The organism is Kitasatospora sp. NPDC058170, from assembly GCF_042883905.1.
GTDB lineage: Bacteria > Actinomycetota > Actinomycetes > Streptomycetales > Streptomycetaceae > Kitasatospora.
The window spans coordinates 117352-140610 of the sequence record NZ_JBHVUV010000025.1; the positions used below are offsets into that span (position 1 = coordinate 117352).

General features: G+C 73.5%; 19 protein-coding genes and 1 riboswitch. Of the genes, 13 read left to right on the forward strand and 6 right to left on the reverse strand.

The genetic code is table 11. The features are described 5' to 3' along the window. Window positions 1-70 precede the first annotated feature (70 nt). Window positions 71-1366: a hypothetical protein gene (locus ACFVVX_RS27035; protein WP_387949215.1), complete on the reverse strand. Its 1296-nt coding sequence runs from the start codon at window positions 1364-1366 to the stop codon at window positions 71-73. Window positions 1367-1467: 101 nt separating this feature from the next. Next, a complete protein-coding gene (locus ACFVVX_RS27040) occupies window positions 1468-2355 on the reverse strand; it encodes an NAD(P)-dependent oxidoreductase (protein ID WP_387949216.1) in 888 nt (295 codons plus the stop codon). Between the two features lie 53 nt (window positions 2356-2408). Here ACFVVX_RS27040 and ACFVVX_RS27045 point away from each other — a divergent pair, with 53 nt between their 5' ends. Next, a complete protein-coding gene (locus ACFVVX_RS27045) occupies window positions 2409-2822 on the forward strand; it encodes a winged helix-turn-helix transcriptional regulator (RefSeq protein WP_387949217.1) in 414 nt (137 codons plus the stop codon). A 375-nt stretch (window positions 2823-3197) separates the two neighbouring features. On the opposite strand, the gene ACFVVX_RS27050 is transcribed toward ACFVVX_RS27045, so the two are convergent. Then, a complete protein-coding gene (locus ACFVVX_RS27050) occupies window positions 3198-4235 on the reverse strand; it encodes an ABC transporter substrate-binding protein (protein WP_387949218.1) in 1038 nt (345 codons plus the stop codon). 111 nt (window positions 4236-4346) lie between these two features. Next, window positions 4347-5003 (reverse strand): 3,4-dihydroxy-2-butanone-4-phosphate synthase, encoded by a 657-nt coding sequence (gene ribB / locus ACFVVX_RS27055; protein WP_387949219.1) that lies wholly within the window; start codon window positions 5001-5003, stop codon window positions 4347-4349. A gap of 247 nt (window positions 5004-5250) precedes the next feature. Then, a riboswitch (FMN riboswitch) is annotated at window positions 5251-5381 on the reverse strand. A 231-nt stretch (window positions 5382-5612) separates the two neighbouring features. Between ribB and ACFVVX_RS27060 the strand changes: the two genes are divergently transcribed. Further along, entirely contained in the window at window positions 5613-6317 is a 705-nt protein-coding gene (locus ACFVVX_RS27060) for an ABC transporter permease (protein WP_387949220.1), read from the forward strand. A gap of 33 nt (window positions 6318-6350) precedes the next feature. On the opposite strand, the gene ACFVVX_RS27065 is transcribed toward ACFVVX_RS27060, so the two are convergent. Together ACFVVX_RS27065 and ACFVVX_RS27070 are read right to left on the reverse strand one after the other, a co-directional pair. Then, window positions 6351-7682: an MFS transporter gene (locus ACFVVX_RS27065; protein ID WP_387949221.1), complete on the reverse strand. Its 1332-nt coding sequence runs from the start codon at window positions 7680-7682 to the stop codon at window positions 6351-6353. Further along, window positions 7675-10680: a type I polyketide synthase gene (locus ACFVVX_RS27070; RefSeq protein WP_387949222.1), complete on the reverse strand. Its 3006-nt coding sequence runs from the start codon at window positions 10678-10680 to the stop codon at window positions 7675-7677. Before ACFVVX_RS27070 ends, ACFVVX_RS27065 begins: the two co-directional genes overlap by 8 nt. Before the next feature lie 594 nt (window positions 10681-11274). On the opposite strand from ACFVVX_RS27070, the gene ACFVVX_RS27075 reads away from it, so the two are divergent. From ACFVVX_RS27075 to ACFVVX_RS27125, 11 genes are all read left to right on the forward strand, one after another. Further along, entirely contained in the window at window positions 11275-12105 is an 831-nt protein-coding gene (locus ACFVVX_RS27075) for an isocitrate lyase/phosphoenolpyruvate mutase family protein (protein ID WP_387949223.1), read from the forward strand. A 52-nt stretch (window positions 12106-12157) separates the two neighbouring features. Continuing rightward, on the forward strand, window positions 12158-12811 hold the full coding sequence (locus tag ACFVVX_RS27080; protein WP_387949224.1) for a hypothetical protein: 654 nt from the start codon (window positions 12158-12160) through the stop codon (window positions 12809-12811). Beyond that, entirely contained in the window at window positions 12811-13620 is an 810-nt protein-coding gene (locus ACFVVX_RS27085) for a hypothetical protein (protein WP_387949225.1), read from the forward strand. Before ACFVVX_RS27080 ends, ACFVVX_RS27085 begins: the two co-directional genes overlap by 1 nt. After that, entirely contained in the window at window positions 13617-13967 is a 351-nt protein-coding gene (locus ACFVVX_RS27090) for a hypothetical protein (protein ID WP_387949226.1), read from the forward strand. Before ACFVVX_RS27085 ends, ACFVVX_RS27090 begins: the two co-directional genes overlap by 4 nt. Then, window positions 13957-14733, forward strand: coding sequence for a hypothetical protein (locus tag ACFVVX_RS27095; protein WP_387949227.1), 777 nt, complete (start codon window positions 13957-13959; stop codon window positions 14731-14733). The genes ACFVVX_RS27090 and ACFVVX_RS27095 overlap by 11 nt, the downstream gene beginning before the upstream one ends. Beyond that, window positions 14730-15311 carry a hypothetical protein gene (locus ACFVVX_RS27100; RefSeq protein ID WP_387949228.1) on the forward strand — a complete coding sequence of 194 codons (582 nt, stop codon included), beginning with the start codon at window positions 14730-14732 and terminating at the stop codon, window positions 15309-15311. The genes ACFVVX_RS27095 and ACFVVX_RS27100 overlap by 4 nt, the downstream gene beginning before the upstream one ends. After that, complete coding sequence (locus tag ACFVVX_RS27105) at window positions 15308-16243, forward strand: NAD(P)-dependent oxidoreductase (RefSeq protein ID WP_387949229.1); 936 nt, start codon at window positions 15308-15310, stop codon at window positions 16241-16243. Before ACFVVX_RS27100 ends, ACFVVX_RS27105 begins: the two co-directional genes overlap by 4 nt. 3 nt (window positions 16244-16246) lie before the next feature. After that, the gene (locus ACFVVX_RS27110; protein ID WP_387949230.1) at window positions 16247-17056 is read left to right on the forward strand and encodes a thioesterase domain-containing protein; all 810 of its coding nucleotides are present in this window, start codon (window positions 16247-16249) and stop codon (window positions 17054-17056) included. Further along, a complete protein-coding gene (locus tag ACFVVX_RS27115) occupies window positions 17053-20508 on the forward strand; it encodes an amino acid adenylation domain-containing protein (protein ID WP_387949231.1) in 3456 nt (1151 codons plus the stop codon). The genes ACFVVX_RS27110 and ACFVVX_RS27115 overlap by 4 nt, the downstream gene beginning before the upstream one ends. After that, complete coding sequence (locus ACFVVX_RS27120) at window positions 20505-22718, forward strand: amino acid adenylation domain-containing protein (protein WP_387949232.1); 2214 nt, start codon at window positions 20505-20507, stop codon at window positions 22716-22718. Before ACFVVX_RS27115 ends, ACFVVX_RS27120 begins: the two co-directional genes overlap by 4 nt. 176 nt (window positions 22719-22894) lie before the next feature. Continuing rightward, a complete protein-coding gene (locus ACFVVX_RS27125) occupies window positions 22895-23194 on the forward strand; it encodes a hypothetical protein (protein WP_387949233.1) in 300 nt (99 codons plus the stop codon). Window positions 23195-23259 lie beyond the last annotated feature (65 nt).

Sequence of the window (23259 nt, forward strand, 5' to 3'; positions counted from 1 at the left end):
GCAGGCGGGAGTTTGAAGACGGACCCTAGGTGGATCGGGCGGCTGCGGTCCCGCAGCCGCCCGGCGGTCGTCATCTCACCAGCCGCGACCAGTCCGCCGGCTGCGCCGGGTCCAGCCGGCGCAACTGGTCCAGCACCTTCGGGTCCTGGGCATCCAGCCAGTCGGCGACCTGGCGGAACGAGGCGCAGCGGACCTCCTCGCGCCGGCAGACGCTCTTGATCACGTCCTCGACCGCCTGCATGTAGATGCCGCCGTTCCAGGTCTCGAAGTGGTTGCCGATGAACATCGGGGCCCGGCTGCCGTTGTAGACCCGCTCGAAGCCGGCCAGGTAGCTGTCCCGGGTCGCCTTCTCCCAGGCGTCGAACTTCTTCGGGTCGCCGTTCGTGGTGGTGCCGGACTGGCCGGCCAGGTAGTTGAAGTCCATCGAGAGGTTCTGGGAGGACGTGCCGGGGTTCGGCAGCAACTGCAGCGGGAAGTTCCAGACGCCCTCCTTCCTCACCGGCCACACCTGGAACTCGCCGGGCGAACTGGCGTCGTAGCGGAAGCCCTTGGCCTTCTCGACGGGCAGCAGGTTCTGCTGGCCCTCCAGGCAGGGGGCGCGGCCGCCCACCAACTCCCCGGTGTAGTCGAAGGGGAGCGGTGGGAGGTCCTGGTAGCCGGTGTTGGTGCGCCAGTTGGTGACGAAGGAGATCGCCTGGTCGAGCTCGGACGTCCACTCCTCGTTGGACCAGTCACCGCCCCCGCCGGGCTGCGGGCCGCAGAAGTGCCCGTTGAAGTGGGTGCCGATCTCGTTGCCGTCCAGCCAGGCCAGGCGGAGCTGCTCCAGGGTGTCCTTGATGTGGGCGTCGGTGGCGAAGTCGATCGAGGCCGCGCCCGCGTCGTGCTTCGGGGGGTGGTAGAGCGTGCGTTTGGACTTGGGAAGGAGGTAGAGGCCGGAGAGGAAGAACGTCATCTGGGCGTTGTTCTCCACGCCCAGCTTCCGGAAGCCGGAGAAGAGGTGGTCGTCGCCCTCCAGGGCGCCGTCCCAGGAGAAGACCACGAACTGCGGCGGCTTCTCCCCGGGCTTCAGCCGCTCGGGCACGGGCTGCCTGGGCTGCGGGCCGGTGTCGGAGGTGGAGCCGTCGCCGAGCAGCCTGACCTGGCCGTCCCAGGTCGGCGTGGGTGTGCGGGGCGGAGCCGGGGTCCCGTCGGGGGCCGAGGGCGTGGTGCTCGGGGGAACGGGGGGCACGGGTGCGGGGCTCGCGGGCGCGGCGCCGGTGCCGGTGGCGGTGGGTCTGCTCCCGGGGGTGGAGCCTCCCGTGCTCAGGACGAGCGCCGAAGCGAGCCCCACCGCCAGCACCCAGGTCACCCCACGAGCAGTCCGCACCGTGCCTCCGTCAAATCGTCCGACAGTTCAGTCACTGCACTGATAGGACGTGATGGAGGGTCACAAAGGTTACCCGGATATTGGATTGGGGGTGGCGGGGTTCAGCGCCGGCCCAGGACCTCGGCGAGGCGGCTCACCCCGTCCTCGCCGTGGCCGAGGGCGATGGCCCGGCGGACCAGGCCCTCGGTCGCGCGCATCACCCCGGACTCGATGCCGTGGGACTCCGCGGTGTGCACGACGTGGGCCATGGTGGAGACCCCCGAGGTGAGCGGGTTGATCGCGCCCGAGTAGCTGCCGCTGTCGAAGTCCTCGGCGAACTCCGCGAACAGCGGGGGCAGGATCGCACCGATCCCCTGGGCGAACGGCGCCAGCTCCCGCCCGCTGATCCCCTCCGCCCTGGCCAGCGCCAGCGCGTGCACGTACCCGGCCATCGCCGTCCAGAAGATGTCCAGCAGCGCGATGTCGAAGCCGGCCGCCCGGCCGATCTCCTCGCCGAGGTGGGTGTGGGTGCCGCCGAGCGCCGCCAGCACCGGCGCGTGCCGCTCGTAGAGGTCGGCCGGCCCGCTGTGGATGAAGACCGCCTCCGGCGTGCCGATGCTCGGGGCCGGCGTCATGATGGCGCCGTCCAGGTACTCGACGCCGTGCTCCGCCGCCCACGCGGCCGTGGACCGGGCCCGGTCCGGCGAGTCGGCGGTCAGGTTGACCACCGTCCGGCCCTTGAGTGCGGCCTCGACCTCCTCGCGGCGCAGCACGGCGTCCGAGGCGTCGTAGTTCACCACGCAGATGACCGTCAGCTCGCTCGCGGCCACGGCCTCCGCCGCCGTGGCCGCGCCCACCGCGCCCCGGGCGACCAGCGCGGCGTCCCGGCCCGGGGTGCGGTTCCAGACCGTCGTGCGGACGCCGGCGTCCACGAAGGCACCGGCCAGGGCGCGTCCCATCGGCCCGAGGCCGAGCACGGTGACGGTGGGCTGGGTGTGGTTGGTGGGCATACTTCATCTCCTGTAGACATGGTGGTGGACAACGATGACCCGGAGGGAAAGAGATGACGCGCAGTCAGGCAGTGAACCCGAACGTGTGCGGGGTGACCGCCGCGATTGCCGTGATCGACGGCAAGTGGAAGACGTCCCTGCTCTGGCTGCTGGAGGCCGGCCCGCAGCGACCCGCCGAAATCCGCCGACGGCTGCCCGGCCTCAGTGAGAAGGTCCTCACCCAGGCCCTGCGCGAGATGGAGTCCGATGGCCTGGTGCACCGCGAGGTGCACGACGTCCTTCCGCTGAAGACGGTCTACTCCCTGACCGACTTCGGCCGCCGGCTCTCCGACGCCCTCGGCCCGGTCTCCGACCTGGGCCACGAGCGCCTCGACCGCATGGTGGCCGAGCAGGCCGAGCAGGCCGGACTGGCCGAGCCGGCCTGGCGCGCCGGACAGGCCCGACAGGTCGAGCCGTCGGTCTCCTGACCTGCTGTCATCTCCCTTCGTCCTTCTGGGTACCAGTCTCGTCGTGCCGCATGCCGCTGCCCAGTACGCACAAAAAGGTGGCTACTCGGCTGTGGGCGGAGCCGTCGTGCGCGGCGCGTCGACGGGCCCGTCGTCCAGGGGCCACTCCTTGCCTGTCGGATGAATGCGTGCCGGAGGTCCGGGCCGCGGCCGGCCCGGCTGTCGCAATCGGCGCGTGTTCGGGTTCGTGCCGGGTTCAGGGGATGGACGGCACGAAGACCAGCGTCCATGCCAGGGCCCGCCTTCCGAAACCCACCGACCGGCCGGAAGAGTTCGGCCGGTCGGCCGGTGGGTTTCGGCCGACGTGCGCGGTGGCGGCGGACCGGTCCGCCGGCGCTACGGGAGGAGGGAGTTGTCGAACGCCTCCTGCGCCGTGACCGGCTTGGTGAGCAGCCCGTGGGTCCGCATGAACTCCTCCATGCGGTCCCAGACGGCCGGGTCGTTGTAGCCGGGCTTCGTACCCGAGGACTGCAGGAGCGGGACGGTCTCCTTGAGCACCGCCAGGGCGTCCGCCTGCTTCTTGGCGTCGTCCAGGCCGGGGATGAACTTCTTGCTGAGGTCCACCGCCTGGTCGGGGTGGTCCACGGTGTACTGGACGCCCTTGAGGGTCGCGGCGACGAACGCCTTGAGATCGGCGCTCCTGTTCGTCAGCACGGTCCGGGAGGCGCCGAGGCCGGCCGCGACCAGGGGCAGGGAACTCGCGGAGCCGGCCGGCTGGATCGTCCGGACGGCGGTGCCCGACTGCGCGAACTGGACGGCGTCGTTGTTGAGATAGCCGGTGACCGCGTCGACCTTGTTGCCGACCAGCGCCGCCTGCTGCGTGAAGCCGATGTTCTGCACCTGGACGTCCGAGGCGGACAGGCCGGCGCTCTCCAGCACGGCGAGCAGGGCGAAGTACGTCTCGCCGTACGGGCCGGGGGTGCCGACCGTGCGGCCCTTGAGGTCTGCGGGCTCCTTCACCGGCGAGTCGGCGCGCACCATGACTGCCGCCGGGTACCGGTTGTACAGGGTGGCGATGTCCACGATCGGAACCGACTGGGACCGGGCCTGGAGCATCTCGTCGCCGCCGGCGAAGACCACGTCCTCCTGGCCGGCCGCCAGTGCGCCGAACTGCGCGTCGGTGAAGCTGTGGTGGCGCAGGTTCACCGTCAGTCCGGCGTCCTTGTAGTAGCCGAGGGACTGGGCGGCGTAGAAGGGCGCGAACTGGATGTTGGGCACGTAGGTCAGGCCGATGGTCAGCGCGTGGCCCTCGGCGCGGTCGGCGGAGCCCGCCGTCGCGCCGCCGCAGCCGGTGAGGGCCGACGAGGCGAGCACGGCGAGTGCGGTGAGGCCGGTGAGCCGCCGGACTCTTCCGGACCGGTGGGAACTGTTCACGGGGATCGTTTTCCTCGTTCGATCGGACGGCAGTGCGTCAGGACGGCAGTGCGTCAGCGCTGCGGGGCGTCAGGACGGCACAGTGCGTCAGGACAGCGGGGCGTCAGGGCGTCAGGGCGTGAGGGCGGTCGACTCGGTGGCCAGCCGGTAGGCCAGCAGGTCGCCCACCGAGATCAGTACCAGCCCGTCCCGTTCGGCGAGGTCCCGCAGGTCGTCGAGGCGGGCCATGCTCCAGTCCGGTCGGACCACCTCGCACATGGTGGTCACGCCGGACAGCCCGGCCAGGCGGGACAGGTCCACCGCGGCCTCGGTGTGGCCGTCCCGTTCCAGTACGCCGCCGCGGGCCGCCCGCACCGGGAAGACGTGGCCGGGCCTGGCGAAGTCGGCCGGCCCGGTGGCCGGGTCGGCCAGGGCCTGCACGGTACGGGCGCGTTCGTCGACCGGGATGCCGGTGGTGCCACCGGCGATCAGGTCCACCGAGACGGTGAAGGCCGTGCCGTGCAGGCCGGAGTTGTCGGCCGTCATCTGCGGCAGGCCGAGCTCCTCGCACCGCTCGTACGGCACCGCCGCGCAGACCACACCGGAGGTGTGGTCCAGCACGTACCTCATCGCGGCCTCGTCGGTGTACTCGGCGGCCACCATGAGGTCGCCCTCGTTCTCGCGGGACTCGTCGTCGAAGACGACCACGAAGGCGCCGCGGCGAAAGGCCTCGATCGCCAGCTCCGCACGCTGCAGGCGGTCGGTAGGGGTGGAAAGTGTGGTTGCCATCTGCTCTCTCCTTGGTCGGGGAACCCGGGACCGGTGGGGTCCGCAGGGTTCGCTGATCGACGAGAGAACGCGGCCATCAGGAAGGACGCGTGCTGACGCACACGGACTTCCGCAATGGACGGCGCCGGGTGCGCGGGGAGGGATGGCGAGTGGCAGCTCGCCCCCGTGCACAGACGCCGTTCCGGGGAAAGCGAGCACCAGGTCCGCACCGCGGGGAGCTAACCCCGACAGGCCGGACATCGTGTCGCCGCGCACTACCTTTCATCCGGACTTTCACCGTCGGTCCTGGAGTTTCACCAGGTCAACCAGCCGATGGCGTCGGCTGGGTCGCGGACTATCACCGCCGGTTCGGAATTACACCGACCCCGGAGCGCGCGAACACTCGGAGGGATCATGACACATCCGTCTCAGGATGCGGAAGTGCTTTGGGTCGCACCGGGCCGGTCGCCGCGGTTGTGACAGGATCGCCGCCGGTCGCCGGACACGGCACAGCGGAGTGTCCCGGTACGAGGAGCGAGGAGATCAGCGGTGCGACGGACGGGGCCCAACACGCAGGCAGGGGCCCTCCGGGGCGTACTCGGGACGCTACTGGTCCCGCTCGTGCCCGGCGTGCTACTGCTGGGACTCTGGGCGGCGGCGGTCGACGGAGGCGCCGTGTCGCCGTTCTTCCTCCCCCACCCGGCCGACCTGGCGCGGGAGTTCGTGGCGGAGCTCGGCCGCGACACGCTGCTGGACGCGACCGGGACGACCCTGTACGAGAGCCTGGCCGGCGTCGGACTGGGGACGGCGGTCGCGCTGCCGCTCGGCTACCTGCTGGCCCGCAGCCGCCTCGCCGCCCGCGCGTTGCAGCCCTACCTCGCGGCGACCCAGGCCGTGCCGGCGGTGGCGCTCGCGCCGCTCCTCGCGCTGTGGCTCGGGTACGGCACGTGGCCGGTGGTCGTGCTGTGCGCGCTGATGGTGTTCTTCCCCATCCTGGTCAACACGGTGCTGGGCATCCGCGGCCTGGACCAGGAGGTCCTGGCCGCGGCGCGGGTCGACGGGGTCGGCCGATGGGGAATGATGCGGCACATCGAGTTTCCGCTGGCTCTCCCGAGCGTGCTCGCCGGGATCCGGACCGGCGTGACGCTGTCGGTGACCGGTGCGGTGGTCGGCGAGTTCGTGATGGGCGGCGAGGGCCTCGGTCAGCTGCTGGCCGTCCAGCGCAACGGCTCGGACACGCTCGGGATGTTCTCCACCCTCCTGATGCTCTCGTTGCTCGCGGTGGCCCTGTACGCGCTGATGCGCCTGCTGGAGGGCGGCCTGGAGCGGCGCTGAGGTGCCGGGCCCGGCCGGCTGCCTGACGCACCGTCAGGTGCGGCCGGTGTACGTGCTGCGGGTCCGTTCGGCCCACCGCATCGTGGCCGGGAAGAGCAGGAACCCGAGGGCGAACACCGACCCCGTGACGAGCCAACCGACCCCGGCCAGCCGGTCGGTGAGCCCGGTGACCAGGAGGGGGCCCAGGACCCTGGGCAGCGTCGTGCCCAGCTGGAAGGCGCCACCGTACTGGCCCTGGGCGTCGGGGTCCGCGAGGTCGTAGCGGACCGTCCACCGGGCGCTCTGCCCCCACAGCTCACCGAGCGTCAGCAGGCCCACGGAGACGGCCAGTGCGGCGACCGCGGGCCAGGTGGGGAGCCGGTCGGTCACCGCGGTCAGTGCGCAGCTCGCCGCCAGGCTGAGGAACGCCCACCGGTGGCGCCTGGTCGCTCCGGCCAGGGTCTCGGCGCCGCGGGCCGCGCGGACCTGGAAGACCATCACGAGCAGGGTGTTGACCCCGATCAGCCACGACGCGGCGGGTCGCGGCGCGTCGGTGTGCGACACCACCCACAGCGGGACGCCGACCGTCAGCACGATGTCTCCCAGCATGATGAGCCCGCTGACCTGGGCCATCGCCTGGTAGGGCAGGTCGCGCAGCGCGGTGAGGCCCGACGGTGCGTCCTTTCGGCCGCCGGTACCGGGGAGCCGGGGGAGGCGCAGGTAGAGCCCGCACGCCAGGAGGGCGGTGGCGGCGTTGCCGAGCATCAGCGCGGTGTAGGCGGCCCTGGTGTCCGCGGCGATGGCGAGGCCGGCGGCCAGGACGCCCAGGGAGAAGCCCCCGTTGAAGACCGCCCGGCTGTACGCGGACACCGCGACCCGCTGGTCGGGCCCGATCAGGCCGGACAGGACGGCCTGCCGTCCGACGTCCCCGCCGCTCTCCGCCACGCCCAGGGCGGTGATCACCAGGAGGAACGGCCAGAACGAGGTGACCTGGGTCGCCGTGACGAGCAGGACCGCCTGCAGGGCGACCATCGCGATCGTCACCTCGCGCGGGCCGTGGCGGTCGGCGAGGTGGCCGACGGGGACGCCGAGGGCGAGGCCGGCCAGTCCCGCCACCGACAGGCCCAGGCCGACCTGGGTGGGTGACAACCCGACGGAGCGGACGAAGAAGACGGCGCTGCCGGAGATGTACAGGCCGAGCCCGATGCTGGTGACCAGTGACGCCAGGACGATCAGCCGGGCCGCCCCCGGCGCCGGCAGCCGCTCCGTGAGGCGACGGCGCCACCGGGTCGGGGCCGCGGGCGGGGTGGCCGTCGGCAGGGTGGGCGCGGGCGGGGCCGGCGTGGGGTGCCGGTCGGCTGCCCCGGTGGTCGAGGACTCACTCATGGCCGCTGCTCCTGTCGGTGCCGTCGGCACTGCGGCGTGCCGTGATGAGCGCGGCCTGCGCGGCGAGCGTACGGGCCTGGTAGGTGTCGTTGAGGGAGAGCTCGACGTGGAAGGTCTCCTGGATGCCCGCCAGGAGGGAGACGGCCAGCAGTGAGTGGCCGCCGAGTTCGAAGAAGTCGGAGTCCGGCCCGATCCCCTCGGCGCCCAGCAGCCTGCTCCAGATCCCGGCGAGTGCGGTGCGGGCCTGCGGTGAGCCGGCCGCGGGGGCGGGGGACGGCGCGCCGGGCAGCTCCCCGGTGGTGGCCGAGGGGTCGGTCGAGGAGTCGGTCGGGCGCCCGGTCGAGGAGTCGGCTGCAGCGGCGGGTCGGGCTCCCGGTGCGTCGATCCAGTGCCGGGTCCGGGCGAACCGGTAGGTGGGCAGCGGGACCCGTCGGCGGACCCGGTCGCCGCGCTGGGCGTCCCAGTCCACCGACGCTCCGGCGGACCAGGCGGTGCCGACGGCGTCGGACAGCATCCGGCGGGCGTCGGACGGGTCCTCGGCGGGTCGCGGCATGGTCGCGGCCAGGACTGCGGGGTCGGCGGCCGCCCGTCGGAGGGCGAGCCCGGTCAGCGCCCGTCCGGGACCGACCTCCAGCACGATCGGGTTGGGCAGACCGAGGACCGCGGTCAGGCCGTCGGCGTAACGCACCGGCTCGCGGAGGTGCTCGGCCCAGTAGTCGGCCGAGTGGCCCTTGCGGCGGTTGGTGAAGGCACCGGTGACGTTGGAGACGACCGGGATCCTGAGCCGTGAGAACGTGACCGCGCCGGCGAGCGTGCGGAACTCCTCCAGCACGGGGTCCATCAGGGCGGTGTGGAAGGCGTGGCCGACGCGCAGCGGTCGCGCCGTCGTCCCCTCGTCGGCCAGCTGCCGGGCGAGGACGGCGACGTCCTCGGAGCTGCCGCCGACCACGGTCACGGCCGGCGCGTTGACGGCGGCGACCGACAGGGTGCCGCTCAGCCGGCCGCGGACGGCCGACTCCGGGGCGAGCACCGCGAGCATCGCGCCGTGCGGCGCCCGGGCCATGATCTCGCCACGTGCGGCGACCAGGCGCAGGCTGTCCTCCAGGGACATCGCCCCGGCCAGGCAGGCGGCGGTGTACTCGCCGACGCTGTGGCCGATCATCGCCTTCGGCCGCAGCCCCCAGGCGGTCAGTGCGGTGGCCAACGCGTACTCGGTGACGAACAGTGCGGGCTGGGCGAGCCGGGTGTCGGTGAGTTCCCCGGTGTCGGCGGACGTCGGCCGGTCGCAGGTCAGCAGACGGGCCAGGTCCTGGGCCAGGCCGGGCTCCAGGAGCGCCAGGCAGCGGTCGAACGCGGCGCGGAACTCCGGGACCTCGCGGTGCAGGCCGGCCGCCATGCCGACGTACTGGGAGCCCTGGCCGGGGAACTGGAAGACCAGCGAGGAGGACCGGGGCACGCGGCGGACGGCGGCGCTGTCCAGGGCTTCGCCGAGTCCGTCGAGCCCGTCCACGGTGACGGCGCGCCGCCACTCCAGGTGGGCCCGTCCGGTCTGCAGGGTGTGGGCGACGTCGCCGAGCGGGAGGCGTGCGGTGGCGAGGTGCCGGACCAGGTCGGCACCGGCGGCCAGGACGCCCTCGCGGGTGCGGGCCGACTGGACGACGATCTCCACGGTCCGGGCTTCGGGGGCGGTCGGCGGTGCGGCCGGCGGAGCCTCCTCCAGGACGACGTGCGCGTTGGTCCCGCCGATGCCGAAGGAGCTCACCCCGCAGCGCCGGGGCGATCCGGACGACGGCCACGGCCGGGCCTCGCGGTTGAGGTGGAAGGGGCTCCGGTCCGGTCGCAGTTCGTCGTTGGGCTCCTCCCAGTTGATGCTCGGGGGCAGCACCAGGTGCTTGAGGGCCAGCACGGCCTTGATGAAGGAGGCGATGCCCGCGGCGGCGTCGAGGTGGCCGATGTTCGGCTTGAGGCTGCCGATCGCGCAGCCGGCGCGTCGCTCGGTCCCGTCCTGGAAGGCCGCGGTCAGGGCGGCGATCTCGATGCCGTCGCCGAGTTCGGTGCCGGTGCCGTGCGTCTCGACGTAGTCGATCTCCGCCGGGCCGACCCCGGCGGCGCGCAGCGCCGCACGGATGACCGCCGACTGTCCGGCGACGCTCGGTGCGCTGTAACCGGCCTTGTCGCCGCCGTCGTTGTTGACCGCGGAGCCGCGGATCAGGGCATGGACGACGTCGCCGTCCCGGTGCGCGTCCGCCGCCCGCTTGAGGAGCACCACGCCGACCCCGCTGCCGGGCACGGTTCCCGCCGCCCGCCGGTCGAAGGCCCGGCAGTGGCCGTCGGGGGAGAGGATCCCGTGGCGCTGGTAGCGGTAGCCGACGTGCTGCGGCAGGGCGATCGAGGCGCCTCCCGCGAGGGCGAGATCGCACTCGCCGCGCAGCACGCTCTGCGCGGCGTAGTGGACGGCGACCAGCGAGGTGGAGCAGGCGGTCTGGACGGCGAGCGCCGGGCCGGTGAGGCCGAGGCGGTAGGCGATCCGGGTGGCCGCGTGCTCCTTGTCGTTGCCCACCATGATCGGCATCAGGCCCAGGCCCTGCTCCAGCTCCGGCCGGACGAGCAGGTGGCGCAGCAGGTAGCTGCTCATCGACGTGCCGACGAAGACCCCGGTACGGCCGCCCGCGCCGCCGTGACCGGCGTCCTCCAGCGCCTCCCGGGCGCACTGCAGCAGCAGGCGCTGCTGGGGGTCGATGAGTTCCGCCTCGCGGGGCGGGTAGCCGAACAGCTCCGCGTCGAAGTACTCGACGTCGTCGAGCAGCCCGCGGACCGGTACGTACGCGTCGTGGCCGGACTCCTCCGGCGGGACCCCGGCAGCGGCGAGCTGTTCGGGGGTCAACCGGGTCAGGCTCTCGCGGCCGGCCCGGATGTTCTCCCAGAACACCGCTGGTGAGTCCGCGCCGGGAAACCGGCCGGACAGGCCCACGACCGCTACGGCGTCGTCCAGTTGCATGGCAGCAAAACCCCCGCTCGAAGAAGGATCACAGAAGCAGCCGCACCCGGTGCGGCGGATCGGTCCGCCCCGCCCAGGTGGACGCGACCGGTGGGGCCGTCGTCGGTGGGAGTCGTCAGGGGCGGACACGTGAGGTCCGACGGCGCTGACGGGCCTCGGCCGCGGGGCGGCCGGCAGCACTGGGCAGCGCGGGACGTTTCACCGTACCCCCGGCGCACGACCGCCCCGCTGAGACTGTGACGCACGCCTCAGCATGATCCTATTCAGTTGCGTTTGAACTGACGGTTGATCTAGTGTCCGGTGCTCACAGGCCGCCACAGGGGATGGGGCGGCCGCTGCGCCTGACGATTGTTCAGGACGCCTTGGTGGCCGCCTTCGACGGCCGCGTCAACGGCTTTTGCGCAGCACCTCCCCCCGGCTTCGCTCCGGGGCTTCTCGATCAATCCATCGCGGTGTCAGCCGCGTTTCGCCCTTCGGTCGACCCCCGGTGTCCTGCCGTGCCCACGAGGCCCGGCGCCCGGTCGCGGTCTTCCCTCGGCATTGTCAAGTTCACAACAGGAGGGGGCGACTGTGTTCAAATCTCGGAAGCTCAGAATGCTTCTCGAATCCGCCGAGGTCACCACCGTCATGGGGGCTTCCTCGGGTCTCACCGCGATTCTGGCGGAAGAGGCGGGTTTCGACGCCGTCTGGTCGTCCAGTTTCGAGGTGTCGGCATTTCGCGGGCTGCCCGACGCCAGTCTGCTGACCATGACCGACTATCTTCGGTCCGCGGTCGAGGTCGACCGGGCGTGCGGACTTCCGGTCGTCGCCGACTGCGACACCGGATTTGGAAATGCGCTCAACATCGCGCATATGATCCACGAGTACGAAGCCGCGGGAATTGCGGCGGTGTGCATCGAGGACAAGATCTTTCCGAAGGTCAACAGTTTCTCGTCCAGGGGCCAGGTCCTGGAGGACGTGACGGAGTTCGCGCACCGGATCGCCGTGGCGAAGGCCGCCCAGCGCGATCCGGACCTCGTGGTGATCGCCCGCACCGAGGCGCTGATCGCCGGTTGCGACGTGGCCGAGGCCCTCCGTCGGGCCGAGGCGTACGCGGCGGCCGGCGCGGACGCGATCCTGGTCCACTCCAAGTCCGCGGCGCCCGACGAAGTCCAGGAATTCCTGGGGAAGTGGTCCGGGATCCGGCCGGTCGTCGTCGTTCCGACCACCTACTTCGACTGGTCGGTCGACGAGATGCAGAAGGCCGGCGTGGCGATGAGCATCTACGCGAACCAGGGCCTTCGGGCGACGGTGAGCGCCGTGCGCCGGACGCTTTCCGCCATTCGCGAGAACGGGTCCAGTTCGGCGGTCGAGGACGAGGTCGCCAGCGTCCGCGAGATCTTCGAGCTGCAGAAGCTCGACGAATGGCTCTCGCTCTCCCGCTGACCGGAACGCGGCGGAATTTCCAGTACAGAATTCGAAGAACAAGGAGAAGGTCATGGCAGTAGACGTCGAGGAGTTCATCGCCCAGCTCAACCGGGAGAACGAGGAGTACTTCTCCGCCCTCCCGGAGTCGGACACCGTGTACTGGACGGGAAAGCTGGACGGACTCGCGGCGGCAGAGGCCCTCAAGCCCCGCTGGTACAACGAGATCCGCGGTGTCGACATCATCGGCCGGTTCATCGGGCGCGTACCGGACCTGACGCTCAAGACCCTGGTGGGTCGTCAGGTCGGTGACGAGGCGAAGCACGCCAAGCACTGCCGTCGCCGTATCGAGGCCCTGGGCGGCTCGGTCATCGACTACCGTCCCAGCGCGGAGCAGCTGCGCTTCGGCGACCTGCTCGACGAGATGGCCTACCCGGAGGAGTTCTTCGCCGCGCAGCAGCTGACGGTGGAGACCCAGAGCCTCAAGCGCAACGAGAAGGCACTCGCCCGGTTCGACCCCGAGACCGCCGAGATGTTCGAGAAGCACATCAACCCGGACGAGCGCTTCCACGCCCGGCTGGGCCACCTCGGCCTGCAGGTGTTCGCGCGGACCACGCCGGCCCAGGACCGCGCCCGGCGCGCCTGCGAGGTCATCCGCGAGGCCCACGTCGCGATGGTCCGTGCGCACAGCGGCAACATGCTCGCCGCGGGCTACCTGAACGCCTGATGCCGCTCATCGGAGTACTCGGCCAGGGTGCGGTCGGCTGCGCGGTCGCGCGTCGGCTCACCGACCGCGGTTTCGCCGTCCGCGCGGCGGACCGGGACGATCGCCGCCTGGTCCTCGACGCCGCGCCGGACGTCCTGGTCATGGCGCTGACCCGGGGTGACGAAAGCCTGCTCCAGCTGGGCGAGTTGGAGAAGGCCCCGGGAGTGGTCCTGGACTTCACCACGCAGAGCCCGGAGTCGGCGGCGCGGTGCGCGCACCTGGCGGCCGGTCTCGGCGCCGCCTACCACGCCGGCGGGCTGACCGGCGGCGGGCACGAGCTCGCCGCGGGCCGGGGCGTCCTGCTGCTGGGCAGCCCGGTCGAACCCGACGGCCCCGCCGGCCGCGTCGTCTCGGCCCTGGGCCGGGCGATCGGCTTTCCCAGCGCGGCCGAGGCCGCCCGGGCGAAGCTGCTCCACAACTGGGTGCTGCTGGTGCAGCAGTGGGCGGCCGCGCTCGCGCTGGGCGAGGTGGGCCCCGACGGCCACGCGACGCTGGTGGAGGTCCTGGCCGCCGGCACCGCCGGGCGCGCGGTACCCGACTGGTCGGTGGTGCGCGACGCCCGGCACCCGGCGCGCTCGACCTATCTGGGCCGGCTCGCCGCCAAGGACCTCGGTGAGATCACCCGCGGGCTGCCCGCGCTCGCCGAGGCGGGCCGGCCGGTGGTGGAGCTGCTCACCGACGCGCTCCTCGGCGGAGCCGAACAGCCTTACACACAAGCACTTCTGAACATTCTCGACGGAGCCGGCAACGGCCCCAAGGAGGCACCGTGACCATGACCGCAGAGGCGTGGATCGCCCCTGAACTGCAGATCTGGAAGGACTTCGCGGCCCGGCTCGCCACGCTCAGGGAGCACCCGCAGGCCAAGGCCGTCCTGGCCCACGCCCAGCTGGACGCCCTGGCCGAGGGCCCCCTCGACGGCATCCGTGTCTCCGACCTGTCGGTGGCCATCTTCCACCTGGAGAACGCTCTGGCGGACGACCGGGCCCCGCTCCCGAAGCTCGCCCTCATGGAGCCGGACGACGTCCTGCGCCACCCCGGCTTCGACGGGGTCGAGGACGACTCCGTCGCCGAGGAGGAGCGGCTGCTGAGCCTGCGGGAGGCCCTCCGTGGCGAGTGAGTCCAACGAGCGCCCGGACTGGTTCTGGGAGCTGGCCGTCGCGATGAACGCGGCCTTCAAGGGCCTGCTGGGCAGCATGGGCGAGTCCGGGCACATCTGCGCCTCGGTCGAGCCGACGCCGGGCGAGGTCGACACCGAGGCCGGCTGGGAGTCCACCGTCGACCGGCTGTCCGAGCTGGTGGGCCCGCACGTCATCGACGGTGACGTGGTGGTCGTGGCCGACAAGGTCACCTCGGCCGGCCTCGGCCGGGTGGGCCCCCGGCGGGTGCTCGCCGACCCGGACCCCAAGACGGTTCCGGCGCACCGGCTGCCGGAGATCGCGGCCGCCTGGAGCAAGGAGCTCGGCTACCAGGTGACCGAGCAACACCTTTTGCTGGCAGACGAGTTCGGCACCGACCAGGCCACCCTCGGTACGGACGACCCGAATCTGAGGGCGCTGGAGATCGCCGCCGCGGTGAAGCGGGACCACGGGGTCGCCGTGGACGTGATCATCTCCGACACCGACACCGGCATCGACACCCGCACCCCGATCATCGGCACCCTGACCATCGGCGCGAGCCCGATCGGCGCCACGGCCGGGGTCAACCTCTACGAGGCCATGCGGTGCGCCGTCGCGGCGGAGTTCGCCCGCGGCCACGGCCGCCGGATCCCGGCCGTGGTGTGCCGTCCGGCCCAGCGCCGGGCCGGACGGCCGAACGTGGGTGCCGAGCGCGCGTACCCGGGGTTCCTGGACGCGTCCCGTGAAGGTGCTCTGACCCACGCATGACCGAGCGCTTCTCCCACCTGGTCTGGGAAGGACGGTTCCAGCCCGTCCACCGGGGCCATCTGGCCTACGTCGGCGAGCTGTTGCGGCGGACCGAGAAGCTGACCGTCGTCGTGGTCGCGAACGAGACCTCGGCCGACGCCCGGCACCCCTCCCCGGTGCCGGAGTTCTCGCGGACCGTGGACGGCCACCACGCCGGTGAGCGCAATCCCTGGCCGCTCTGGCTGCGCCACCGGATGGTCCGGGCGACCGTGGGAGCGGCGTTCCCCGAGCGGGTGTCCGACGTGCAGGTCCTCGCCGGGCACCGGCTCGACCTCGACTGGCCGCTCTACCGGCAACTCCTGCCGCCGGAAAGGGTGTTCGCCGTCCCGGCCCGGGACGACTTCGAGGATGCCAAGGCAGCGGCCTGGACCGCGCTCGGCGAGCGCGTGGTACGCCTCGACGTCACGCACCTCCCGGCGGTGTCGGGCACGCAGGTGCGCGAGCTGATGGCCGCCGGCCGGCCGCTCGACACCGTGCTGCACCCGGTCACGCTGGGGCTGCTCGCCTCCGCGGCCGAAGCCGGCGAGGTGCCCGCGTGAGCGGCGGCCGGCCGGTGGTGGCCGTCCTGACCACCCTGGCCGAGCCCCTCCTCGCCCGACTGGGGGGTGCGGCCGAGGTGGTCGTGGCCGGCTGCGTCGCGGAGCTCACACCCGACGCCCGCCGCCGCTGCCGCGTGGTGGTGCTCCGCTCGGAGACCGCTCTCGGCGCGGCCGAGCTCGCCGAACTGCCCGCACTGACCGACGTGGTGCGGCCCGGAAGCGGGACCGACAACATCGCGCTGGACGTCGTCGCGGCGCGCGGCATCCGGCTGCACCGGAACGCGGACGTGAGCGCCGAGGCGGTGGCCGAGCTGGCCGTCGCGGGACTGACCGTGCTCTGCCGGCGGATGGGCCTCGGCTACCGCTGGCTGCTCGACGGCACGTTCGCCAAACACCGCCTGATGGGGGAGTCCCTGGCAGACCAGCGGGTGGTGGTCTGGGGCGCCGGACCGATCGGCCGGGCCGTCCACCGGCGGCTGGGGATGCTCGGGGTGCCGAGCGGGTTCGTCCGGCACCCGTCCGTGCCGGACGGCCTCCCGGTCGTCGACCCGGACGAGGCGACGGCCGAGTCCGACGTCCACGTGCTGGCCGTTCCGCTCCGGCCGGCCACCCGCCGGATGGTCGACGAGGCCTGGCTCGCCCGCGTCGCCCCCCGCCGTCCGTACCTGGTGAACATCGGCCGGTACGAGCTGGTCGACCAGGACGCCGTCGCCGCAGCCCTGGTCGGGGACCGGCTCCGGGGCTGCTACCTGGACCCGGTCGACGCCGGCCTGGCCGCCGAGGTGGACCGCTTCCTCTCCGCGACCCGGGACGCCAACGTCTTCGCGACGCAGCACCAGGGCGCCCAGCGGTCGGACGTCCGCGGCGTGCTCGACACCTGGGCGGTGCAGCGGATCCTCGATGTCCTGTCACGACAGCAGAGTGGGAACTGAGCGATGTGGAGCCCCGCGAGCGAGTGCCTGGTGCCGCTCCAGGTGAGCGGCACCGGCCGGGCGGTGTACTGCGTGCACGCCCTGGGCGGCACGGTCGCCTACTACGCCCCGGTGGCCCGCCGACTGGGCCACCTCAGGGACGTCTACGGGCTGCAGTGCCACGGCATCAGCCCCGCCAACCCCGCCGACCGGACCATCGAGGACATGGCCGCCCGCTACATCCGGGCGGTCACCGCGGTGCAGCCGGAGGGACCGTACGAGATCCTCGGCTACTCGATGGGCGGCTTCATCGCCTTCGAGATGGCCCGGCAGTGGGAAGCCCGCGGCGAACGGGTCGCGCTCGTCGGGCTGCTCGACACCGATCCGCCGCACACCCAGCAGGACCCGCTGAGCACCGGCCAGGCGCTCGGACTGCTGTCCCGCGCCGTGGGCCTGTCGACGCCGTTCACCGCCCCGGACGGGGCGCCGCACGACGAGCTCCTCGACGGCTTCCTCCGACGTGCCGTGGCCGAGCGGCGCCTACCGGTGTCCTTCCGGGCCGAGGACCTCAAGCCGCTGGTCGACATCTACGGGATCAACGGCAACGCCTGCGCCCGGTACGACCCCGACGCCGTCTTCGGCAGCATCGACTGCCTCTTCACCCACCGCCCCGGCAGCACGCCCGCCGGGCTCGCCGAGGGCTGGCAGGACTACGTGGACGGGGAGGTGCGCGCGGAAGCCGTCGACGCCGACCACCACGCACTGATGCACGAACAGCACGCCGCGCAGGTCTCGGCCGTGATCCTGCGCTGGCTCACCAGGGAGACGACATGACCGCCCAGCACCTTCCGCCGCTCCCGGCGCAGTCCTGGACCGCGCTGGCGGCGCAGGTCCTCCGGCTGCCGGAGCCGGAGCTCCGGCAGCGGGCCGCCACGGTGCCCTTCGTCGCCCTCGGCGGCACCTCCCTGCGCGCCGTCGAACTCGCGGCCCTCGCCGAGAGCCGGCTCGCCCTGGCCCCGGAGGTGGGCGCGCTGCTCGGCCCGCTGCCGCTGGCCGAGGTGCTCGCCGCCGCCCGGCCGGCCCCGACCGCGCCGGTCGAGGCGGACGGCGGGGCCGCCGCCGAAGGCCTGCGCGCCGCCTCGGCGGGCGAGCAGTCCATGCTGCTCAGCGACCAGGCCCACCCCAGCACCGTCCACCACCTGCTGTTCAGCGCGGAGGTCCGCGGACCGCTCGACGAGCGGCGCCTCACCGGCGCCGTCGCCGCGCTCACCGCCCGGCACGAGGCGCTGCGCACCGTCTTCGTCGAGCAGGACGGCCGCATGACGGCCCGCATCCTGGCGCACTGGCAGTCCACGGTGATCCGCCAGGAGCTGCGGCCACCGGCCGGCGGCGACCCGGTGGCCGCCGTGCACGCCGTGGTCGTCCCCGCGAGCCGTGACCTGTTGTCGCCCCTCGACCGGCCGGCGGCGGCCTTCGTCCTCACCGGGCTGGGCCCCGGCCACTGCGTCCTCTCCCTGCTGGTGCACCACGCGCTCGTCGACGGCTGGAGCATCGGCGTGCTCTGGCGGGACCTGGTCGCCGCCTACCGGGGCGACCTGGCACCGGGCCCGGCTCCCTCACCGCTGACCGCGATCCGGGCGGAGGACTCCGAAGCGGCGCGCTCCGCCCTCGCGGCCCGGCTCCCCGAACTCGCGGGCGCCCCCACCACGATCGAGATCCCGTCCGACCTGACCCGCCCCCGGACCGCCGACCGCCGCGGCACCAGGCTCAGGTTCACCCTGAGCCCGACCGCCGTGGCCGGCTGCGAGGCCCTCGGCCGGGCGACCGGCCTCACCCGCAACGGGCTGCTGCTGGCCGCCTGGTCCTTCGTCCTGGGCCGCCGGGCCGGCGTACCCGACCTGCTGATCGGCATGGCCTCGGCCGGCCGCAACGCCGCTTCGCGCGACGTCGTGGGACTGCTGACGAAGATCCAGCCGGTCCGCTGCCTCCCCGACCCCGCCTCGACCGTCCGCGAGTTCCTCGCGCGGGTCGGCGCCGACATGCGCCGGGCGCTGGACACCGGCCCGCTGCCCTCCGAGCGGATCGTCTCCGCGATGGGAGCGGGCGGCGACCCCCGGCGCACCCCCCTGACCCAGTTCGCCTTCGCCGCCCACGACGAGCTGGTGCCCGACGCGCTCACCGCCGGCGAGGTCACCTTCGACCTCCACGAGGGCCACTGCGGCGGAACCGTCTTCGACGCCGTCCTCTACGTCCAGCAGTGGCGCGAGGACCGGGTGGTGCTCGCCCTGGAGTACGCGACCTCGGTGCTCGGCTTCGCCGAGGCCGCCGTCCTCGCCACCGAACTCGACGCGGTCATCGCCGAGTTCGCCGTCGACCCCGACCAGCCGCTGTCCACCGTCGGCGACCCGTCGACCGCCGCCCGCACGGCACGCGAGCAACTGGCCGCCGGACCGCCGCCGCCGGCCGCCACCGGCCTGTGGCAGCTCTTCGAACAGACCTGCCACGCCCACCCCGAGGCCGTCGCCGTCGCCGACGCGGCGCTCGGACGCGAGCTGACCTACGACCGGCTGCGGCACGCCGCCGAGCAGCAGTCGGCCGTGCTGCGCGCCGCCGGCGTCGGCGTGGGCGACCACGTGGTGCTCGCCCACCGCCGCTCGGTGCAGGAGCTCGTCTCCGTCCTCGCCGTGCTGCGCCTGGGCGCCGCGTACGTCGGACTCGACGAAGGCGCCCCGGCCGCCGTCGCCCGGCACATCCTGACGGCCGTCCGCCCGAAGGCGCTGCTCGGCGACCCGGAGCGGCTGGCCCCGCTCGGCGCCGCCGGCGCGCGGGTGGTCGACCCGTGGGAGCCCGGCGACGCCGAGGCGGGCCCGGCCGCGCCGGCGGACCCCGACCGGATCGCCTACACCGCCTTCACCTCCGGCTCGACCGGCACCCCCAAGGGCGTCAGGGTCCCGCACCGGGGCGTGGCCCGCCTGGTCCGCGGGCCGGGCGTACTGGAGCCCGGGGCCGCCGACCGGTTCCTACGGTTCGCACCGCTCGCCTTCGACGCGTCCACCCTGGAGATCTTCGCGCCGCTGGCCTCCGGCGGAACCGTCGAGGTCTACGCGCCGCCGCACCTGGTGCCGTCCGCCTTCCGCGACTTCGTCCGCCGACGCGGTATCACCGGCCTGTGGCTCACCGCCGGGCTGTTCCGCCTGGTCGCCGACCACGAGCCCGCCGCCTTCCGCGGCGTGCGGCAGGTCCTCACCGGCGGTGACGTGGTGCCGCCGGCCCAGGTCCGCGCGGTCCTGGAGGCCGCTCCCGGCCTGGTCGTCACCAACGGCTACGGCCCCACCGAGAACACCACCTTCACCACCGTCCACCACGTCCGCGACGCGGTCGAGGTCGAGGACCCGCTGCCGATCGGCCGACCGGTCCCCGGCACCTCGGTCGCGGTCCTCGACGACCACGGGCGGCCCCTGCCGCCGGGCGCCGTCGGCGAGCTCCACACCGCCGGAGACGGCCTGGCCGCCGACTACCTCGACGCCCCCGAGGCGACCGCACGGGCCTTCCGCACCGGCCCCGGCGGCCGGCGCCACTACCGGACCGGGGACCTGGTCCGCTGGGACGGCGCCGGACGGCTGCGCTACCTCGGCCGCCGTGACAACCAGGTCAAGATCCGGGGCTTCCGGGTCGAACCCGACGCCGTCGCCCATGTCCTGCGCGGCCACCCCGGCGTCCGGGACGCCGTCGTCGTCCCCACCACCGGACCGGGGGAGCGGCTGCTGGCCGCCGCCGTGGTCGCCGACGACTCACCGCACCTGCTCCCGGCCCTCGCGGCGCACGCCGGACGGCTGCTGCCCGGCTACGCCCTGCCGACCCTGTGGACGGTGGTCGACCGGCTCCCGCTCACGGCCAACGGCAAGGTGGACGCCGCTCGGCTGGCCGCAGCCGCCGCCCCGCTCGCCGCCGTCGCCGGGGCGGCGCCGCAGGCCGGGCCGGACGCGCGGGCCGGGGCCGGGACGACCGGGACGACCGGTCCGGCGGACACCGGCGACGACGGGGCCCTCGGCCTGGACGAGCTGGCCGACGCGATCGCCGACGTCTGGGAGGAGGTCCTCGGAACCGACGACTTCGGCTACGACGAGCGGTTCTTCGACGTCGGAGGGGACTCGCTGCAACTGGCCAAGGTCCGCAACGGCCTGCTCCGCACGCTGCCCCGGTGCGACGTCACCGTGCTCGACCTGCTGACCCACGCCACCGTCGACGCGCTCGCCGCGTACCTCGCGAACCGACAGGGGACATGAGTATGACCGAGGACACCGCCCAGCGGACCCGCCACCTCGCCCTCGGGTGGAACCGCCTGACCGGAGCGGCCACCGCCGTCGGCGGCACTCCGGCCGCCGTCCTGCACGCGGTGGTGCGCGTCCTGCTGGCGCGCACCAGCGGCGACGGCGAGATCCTCCTCGCGGTCCGCCCCGGACCGGGCGCCCACCCGTACACCGACCGGTGGAGCTACGACGGCGACACCACCGTCCGTGCCCTGGCCGGCGCGGACGAGCCCGCCGGCCGCCCCGGCCGTGCGTCCGACGACGCCGGAGGGTCGGCGCCCGCCTGGTGCCTCGGGCCGGTCGGGGACCTCTCCGGCGCCGACGGGGCGGCCGGCGCCGACGGCTCCGCCGCCGACCCCGGGCGGACCGGTGACCCGGTGCACGGCGCGCCCGCGGACGGTCCCTTCGCCGTACGGATCGAGGCCGACCCCGCCCACGGCTGCCGGATCCACCTGGACGGCGACCGCTACGACGAGCAGGCGGCGGACCGGTTCGCCGAGCGGCTCGACACGCTGCTGAGCGCCGTCACCGCGGACCCGGACACCCCGGTCGCCCGGCTCCCGCTGCTCGGCGGAGCCGAACGCTCCCACCTGCTCGCCCTGGCGGGGGACGGCCTGGCCGACCACGGGGGCGTGCGGCTGTCCGAGCTGATCCTCGCCCAGTGCCGGCGCACCCCGGACGCGGTGGCCGTCCGCGACCACCACCAGAGCCTCACCTACCGTGAGCTGGAGGAACGCGCCGAGGCCCTGGCCGCCACCCTCCGCTCCCACGGGGTCGGCCCGGACACCGCCGTCGCGGTGGCCGCCGAACGGTCGGCCGCCCTGGTCGTCGCCCTGGTCGCGGTCCTTCTCGCCGACGGCGCCTACCTCCCCGTGGACCCCTCCTGGCCGTCCGCCCGGATCCGCCACATCGCCACCGAGGCCGCGCCGGTCCTGGTCCTGTGCGACGAGCCGTACACCGCTCTCATGGCCGAGTGCTTCGACACGGCGGTCCTGTCGCTGACCGGCGCCGCCCGCGCCGGCAGCGCCGCCGTCGACCGGGCGCCCGGGGTCCGGCCCGCCGCCTCGGACCGGGACACCGCCTACATCATCTACACCTCGGGCTCGACCGGCTGGCCCAAGGGCGTCGCGGTCCCGCACCGCGGAATCGTCAACCGCCTGCTGTGGATGCAGCGCCGGTACGGGCTCGGCCGCGAGGACGTCGTCCTGCAGAAGACCCCCTACACCTTCGACGTCTCGGTCTGGGAGTTCTTCTGGCCGCTGATCACCGGCGCCGCCGTGATGATGGCCAGGCCCGAAGGCCACCGCGACCCCGGGTACCTCGTGGACGTCATCCGCAGCGCCGGCGTCACCACGGTGCACTTCGTCCCGTCGATGCTGGGCCTCGTGGTCGAGGAGCCGGGCCTGCGCGAGTGCACCGGCCTGCGCCGGGTGTTCGCCAGCGGCGAGGCGCTCGGCCCGGCCCTGGCCAACCGGTTCCACGAGCTGAACCCGGCCGGACTCCACAACCTGTACGGGCCCACCGAGGCGTCCGTCGACGTCACCCACTGGACCTGCGGCCCGCTCGAACCGGGACCGACCGTGCCGATCGGCCACCCGATCGACGGCGTCCGCGTGCTCGTCCTCGACCCCGCGGGCGGCCTCGCGCCGTTCGGCAGCCCCGGCGAGCTCCACCTCGGCGGCGTCTGCCTGGCCCGCGGCTACGTCGGGCGGCCCGATCTGACGGAGCGCCAGTTCGCGCCCGACCGGTTCGCCGACCGTGCCGGTGCCGTCCTCTACCGCACCGGTGACCTGGTCCGCTGGCACCCTGCCGGGTACCTGGAGTTCCTCGGGCGGATGGACCACCAGGTGAAGCTGCGCGGTCTGCGCGTCGAGCCGGCCGAGATCGAGGCGGCCGCGGCCGACCACCCCGACGTCGCCTCGGCCGTGGTGGTGCTGCGGGACGACGTGCCCGGCGGCGCCAAGCTCGTCCTCTACGTCGTTCCGGCGGGCGGCGCGGAGCTCGACGCCGACCGGATCCGTGCCCGCCTGGCCACCAGGCTCCCGGAGTACATGGTCCCGTCCTTCGTCGTCGTCCTTCCCGAACTGCCGCTCACGGCCAACGGCAAGTGCGACCGCAAGGCGCTCCCCGTCCCCTCCCGGCGGCCGGACGGGGAGCGCGGCGGACGCCGCCGGGCCCGCCGTTGACGCCTCGGCCGGACCCGGCTCCCGGGGGCTGCGGCACGTCGTCGCCGCCCCGGGAGGCGTCCCGGAACCCGGGCCGGCAGGCCGGTGGGAGTGCTTGCCGCCGGGTCCGCATCGGGCGCGGACCGGCAGGCTGTTGGTATAGAGAAAATGCAGGGGACGCCGGCAGCCTGACGGGTATGCAGAAGAATCGAAATGCTCTGAAGCGGGTCTTCGTGGCGGCTGCGACCGGGGCGGCGCTGCTCGCCCTCGCCGTGCCGGCCGGCGCCACCCCGAGCGCGGGTGCCGCGGTGGTGGACCTTCCCTGCGGGCTCTCCGGAACCGGGGATCCCAAGTACTACCGGAACTGCGAGGACCACGCCGTCAAGATCTGGTTCCAGTACTACGAAGGAATCTCCAGCTGGGCCTGCGTGCCGGCAGGTGGGACGGAGACGCTGTACCAGGTGTCGCTGGCGGCCAAGTCGGCGGACCACTGCTGATCCTCCGACCCGGAACGCGACGACCGGGACGCCACCGTGTGTGGGTGGGGCCCCCGTCGTAGCGG

Excerpts from the sequence above, each read along its gene's own strand:
- ACFVVX_RS27040 (WP_387949216.1), bottom strand. The coding sequence starts at position 2,355 with ATGCCCACCAACCACACCCAGCCCACCGTCACCGTGCTCGGCCTCGGG.
- ACFVVX_RS27045 (WP_387949217.1), top strand. The coding sequence starts at position 2,409 with ATGACGCGCAGTCAGGCAGTGAACCCGAACGTGTGCGGGGTGACCGCC.
- ribB (WP_387949219.1), bottom strand. The coding sequence starts at position 5,003 with ATGGCAACCACACTTTCCACCCCTACCGACCGCCTGCAGCGTGCGGAG.
- ACFVVX_RS27065 (WP_387949221.1), bottom strand. The coding sequence starts at position 7,682 with ATGAGTGAGTCCTCGACCACCGGGGCAGCCGACCGGCACCCCACGCCG.
- ACFVVX_RS27070 (WP_387949222.1), bottom strand. The coding sequence starts at position 10,680 with ATGCAACTGGACGACGCCGTAGCGGTCGTGGGCCTGTCCGGCCGGTTT.
- ACFVVX_RS27075 (WP_387949223.1), top strand. The coding sequence starts at position 11,275 with ATGCTTCTCGAATCCGCCGAGGTCACCACCGTCATGGGGGCTTCCTCG.
- ACFVVX_RS27080 (WP_387949224.1), top strand. The coding sequence starts at position 12,158 with ATGGCAGTAGACGTCGAGGAGTTCATCGCCCAGCTCAACCGGGAGAAC.
- ACFVVX_RS27085 (WP_387949225.1), top strand. The coding sequence starts at position 12,811 with ATGCCGCTCATCGGAGTACTCGGCCAGGGTGCGGTCGGCTGCGCGGTC.
- ACFVVX_RS27100 (WP_387949228.1), top strand. The coding sequence starts at position 14,730 with ATGACCGAGCGCTTCTCCCACCTGGTCTGGGAAGGACGGTTCCAGCCC.
- ACFVVX_RS27110 (WP_387949230.1), top strand. The coding sequence starts at position 16,247 with ATGTGGAGCCCCGCGAGCGAGTGCCTGGTGCCGCTCCAGGTGAGCGGC.
- ACFVVX_RS27115 (WP_387949231.1), top strand. The coding sequence starts at position 17,053 with ATGACCGCCCAGCACCTTCCGCCGCTCCCGGCGCAGTCCTGGACCGCG.
- ACFVVX_RS27120 (WP_387949232.1), top strand. The coding sequence starts at position 20,505 with ATGAGTATGACCGAGGACACCGCCCAGCGGACCCGCCACCTCGCCCTC.
- ACFVVX_RS27125 (WP_387949233.1), top strand. The coding sequence starts at position 22,895 with ATGCAGAAGAATCGAAATGCTCTGAAGCGGGTCTTCGTGGCGGCTGCG.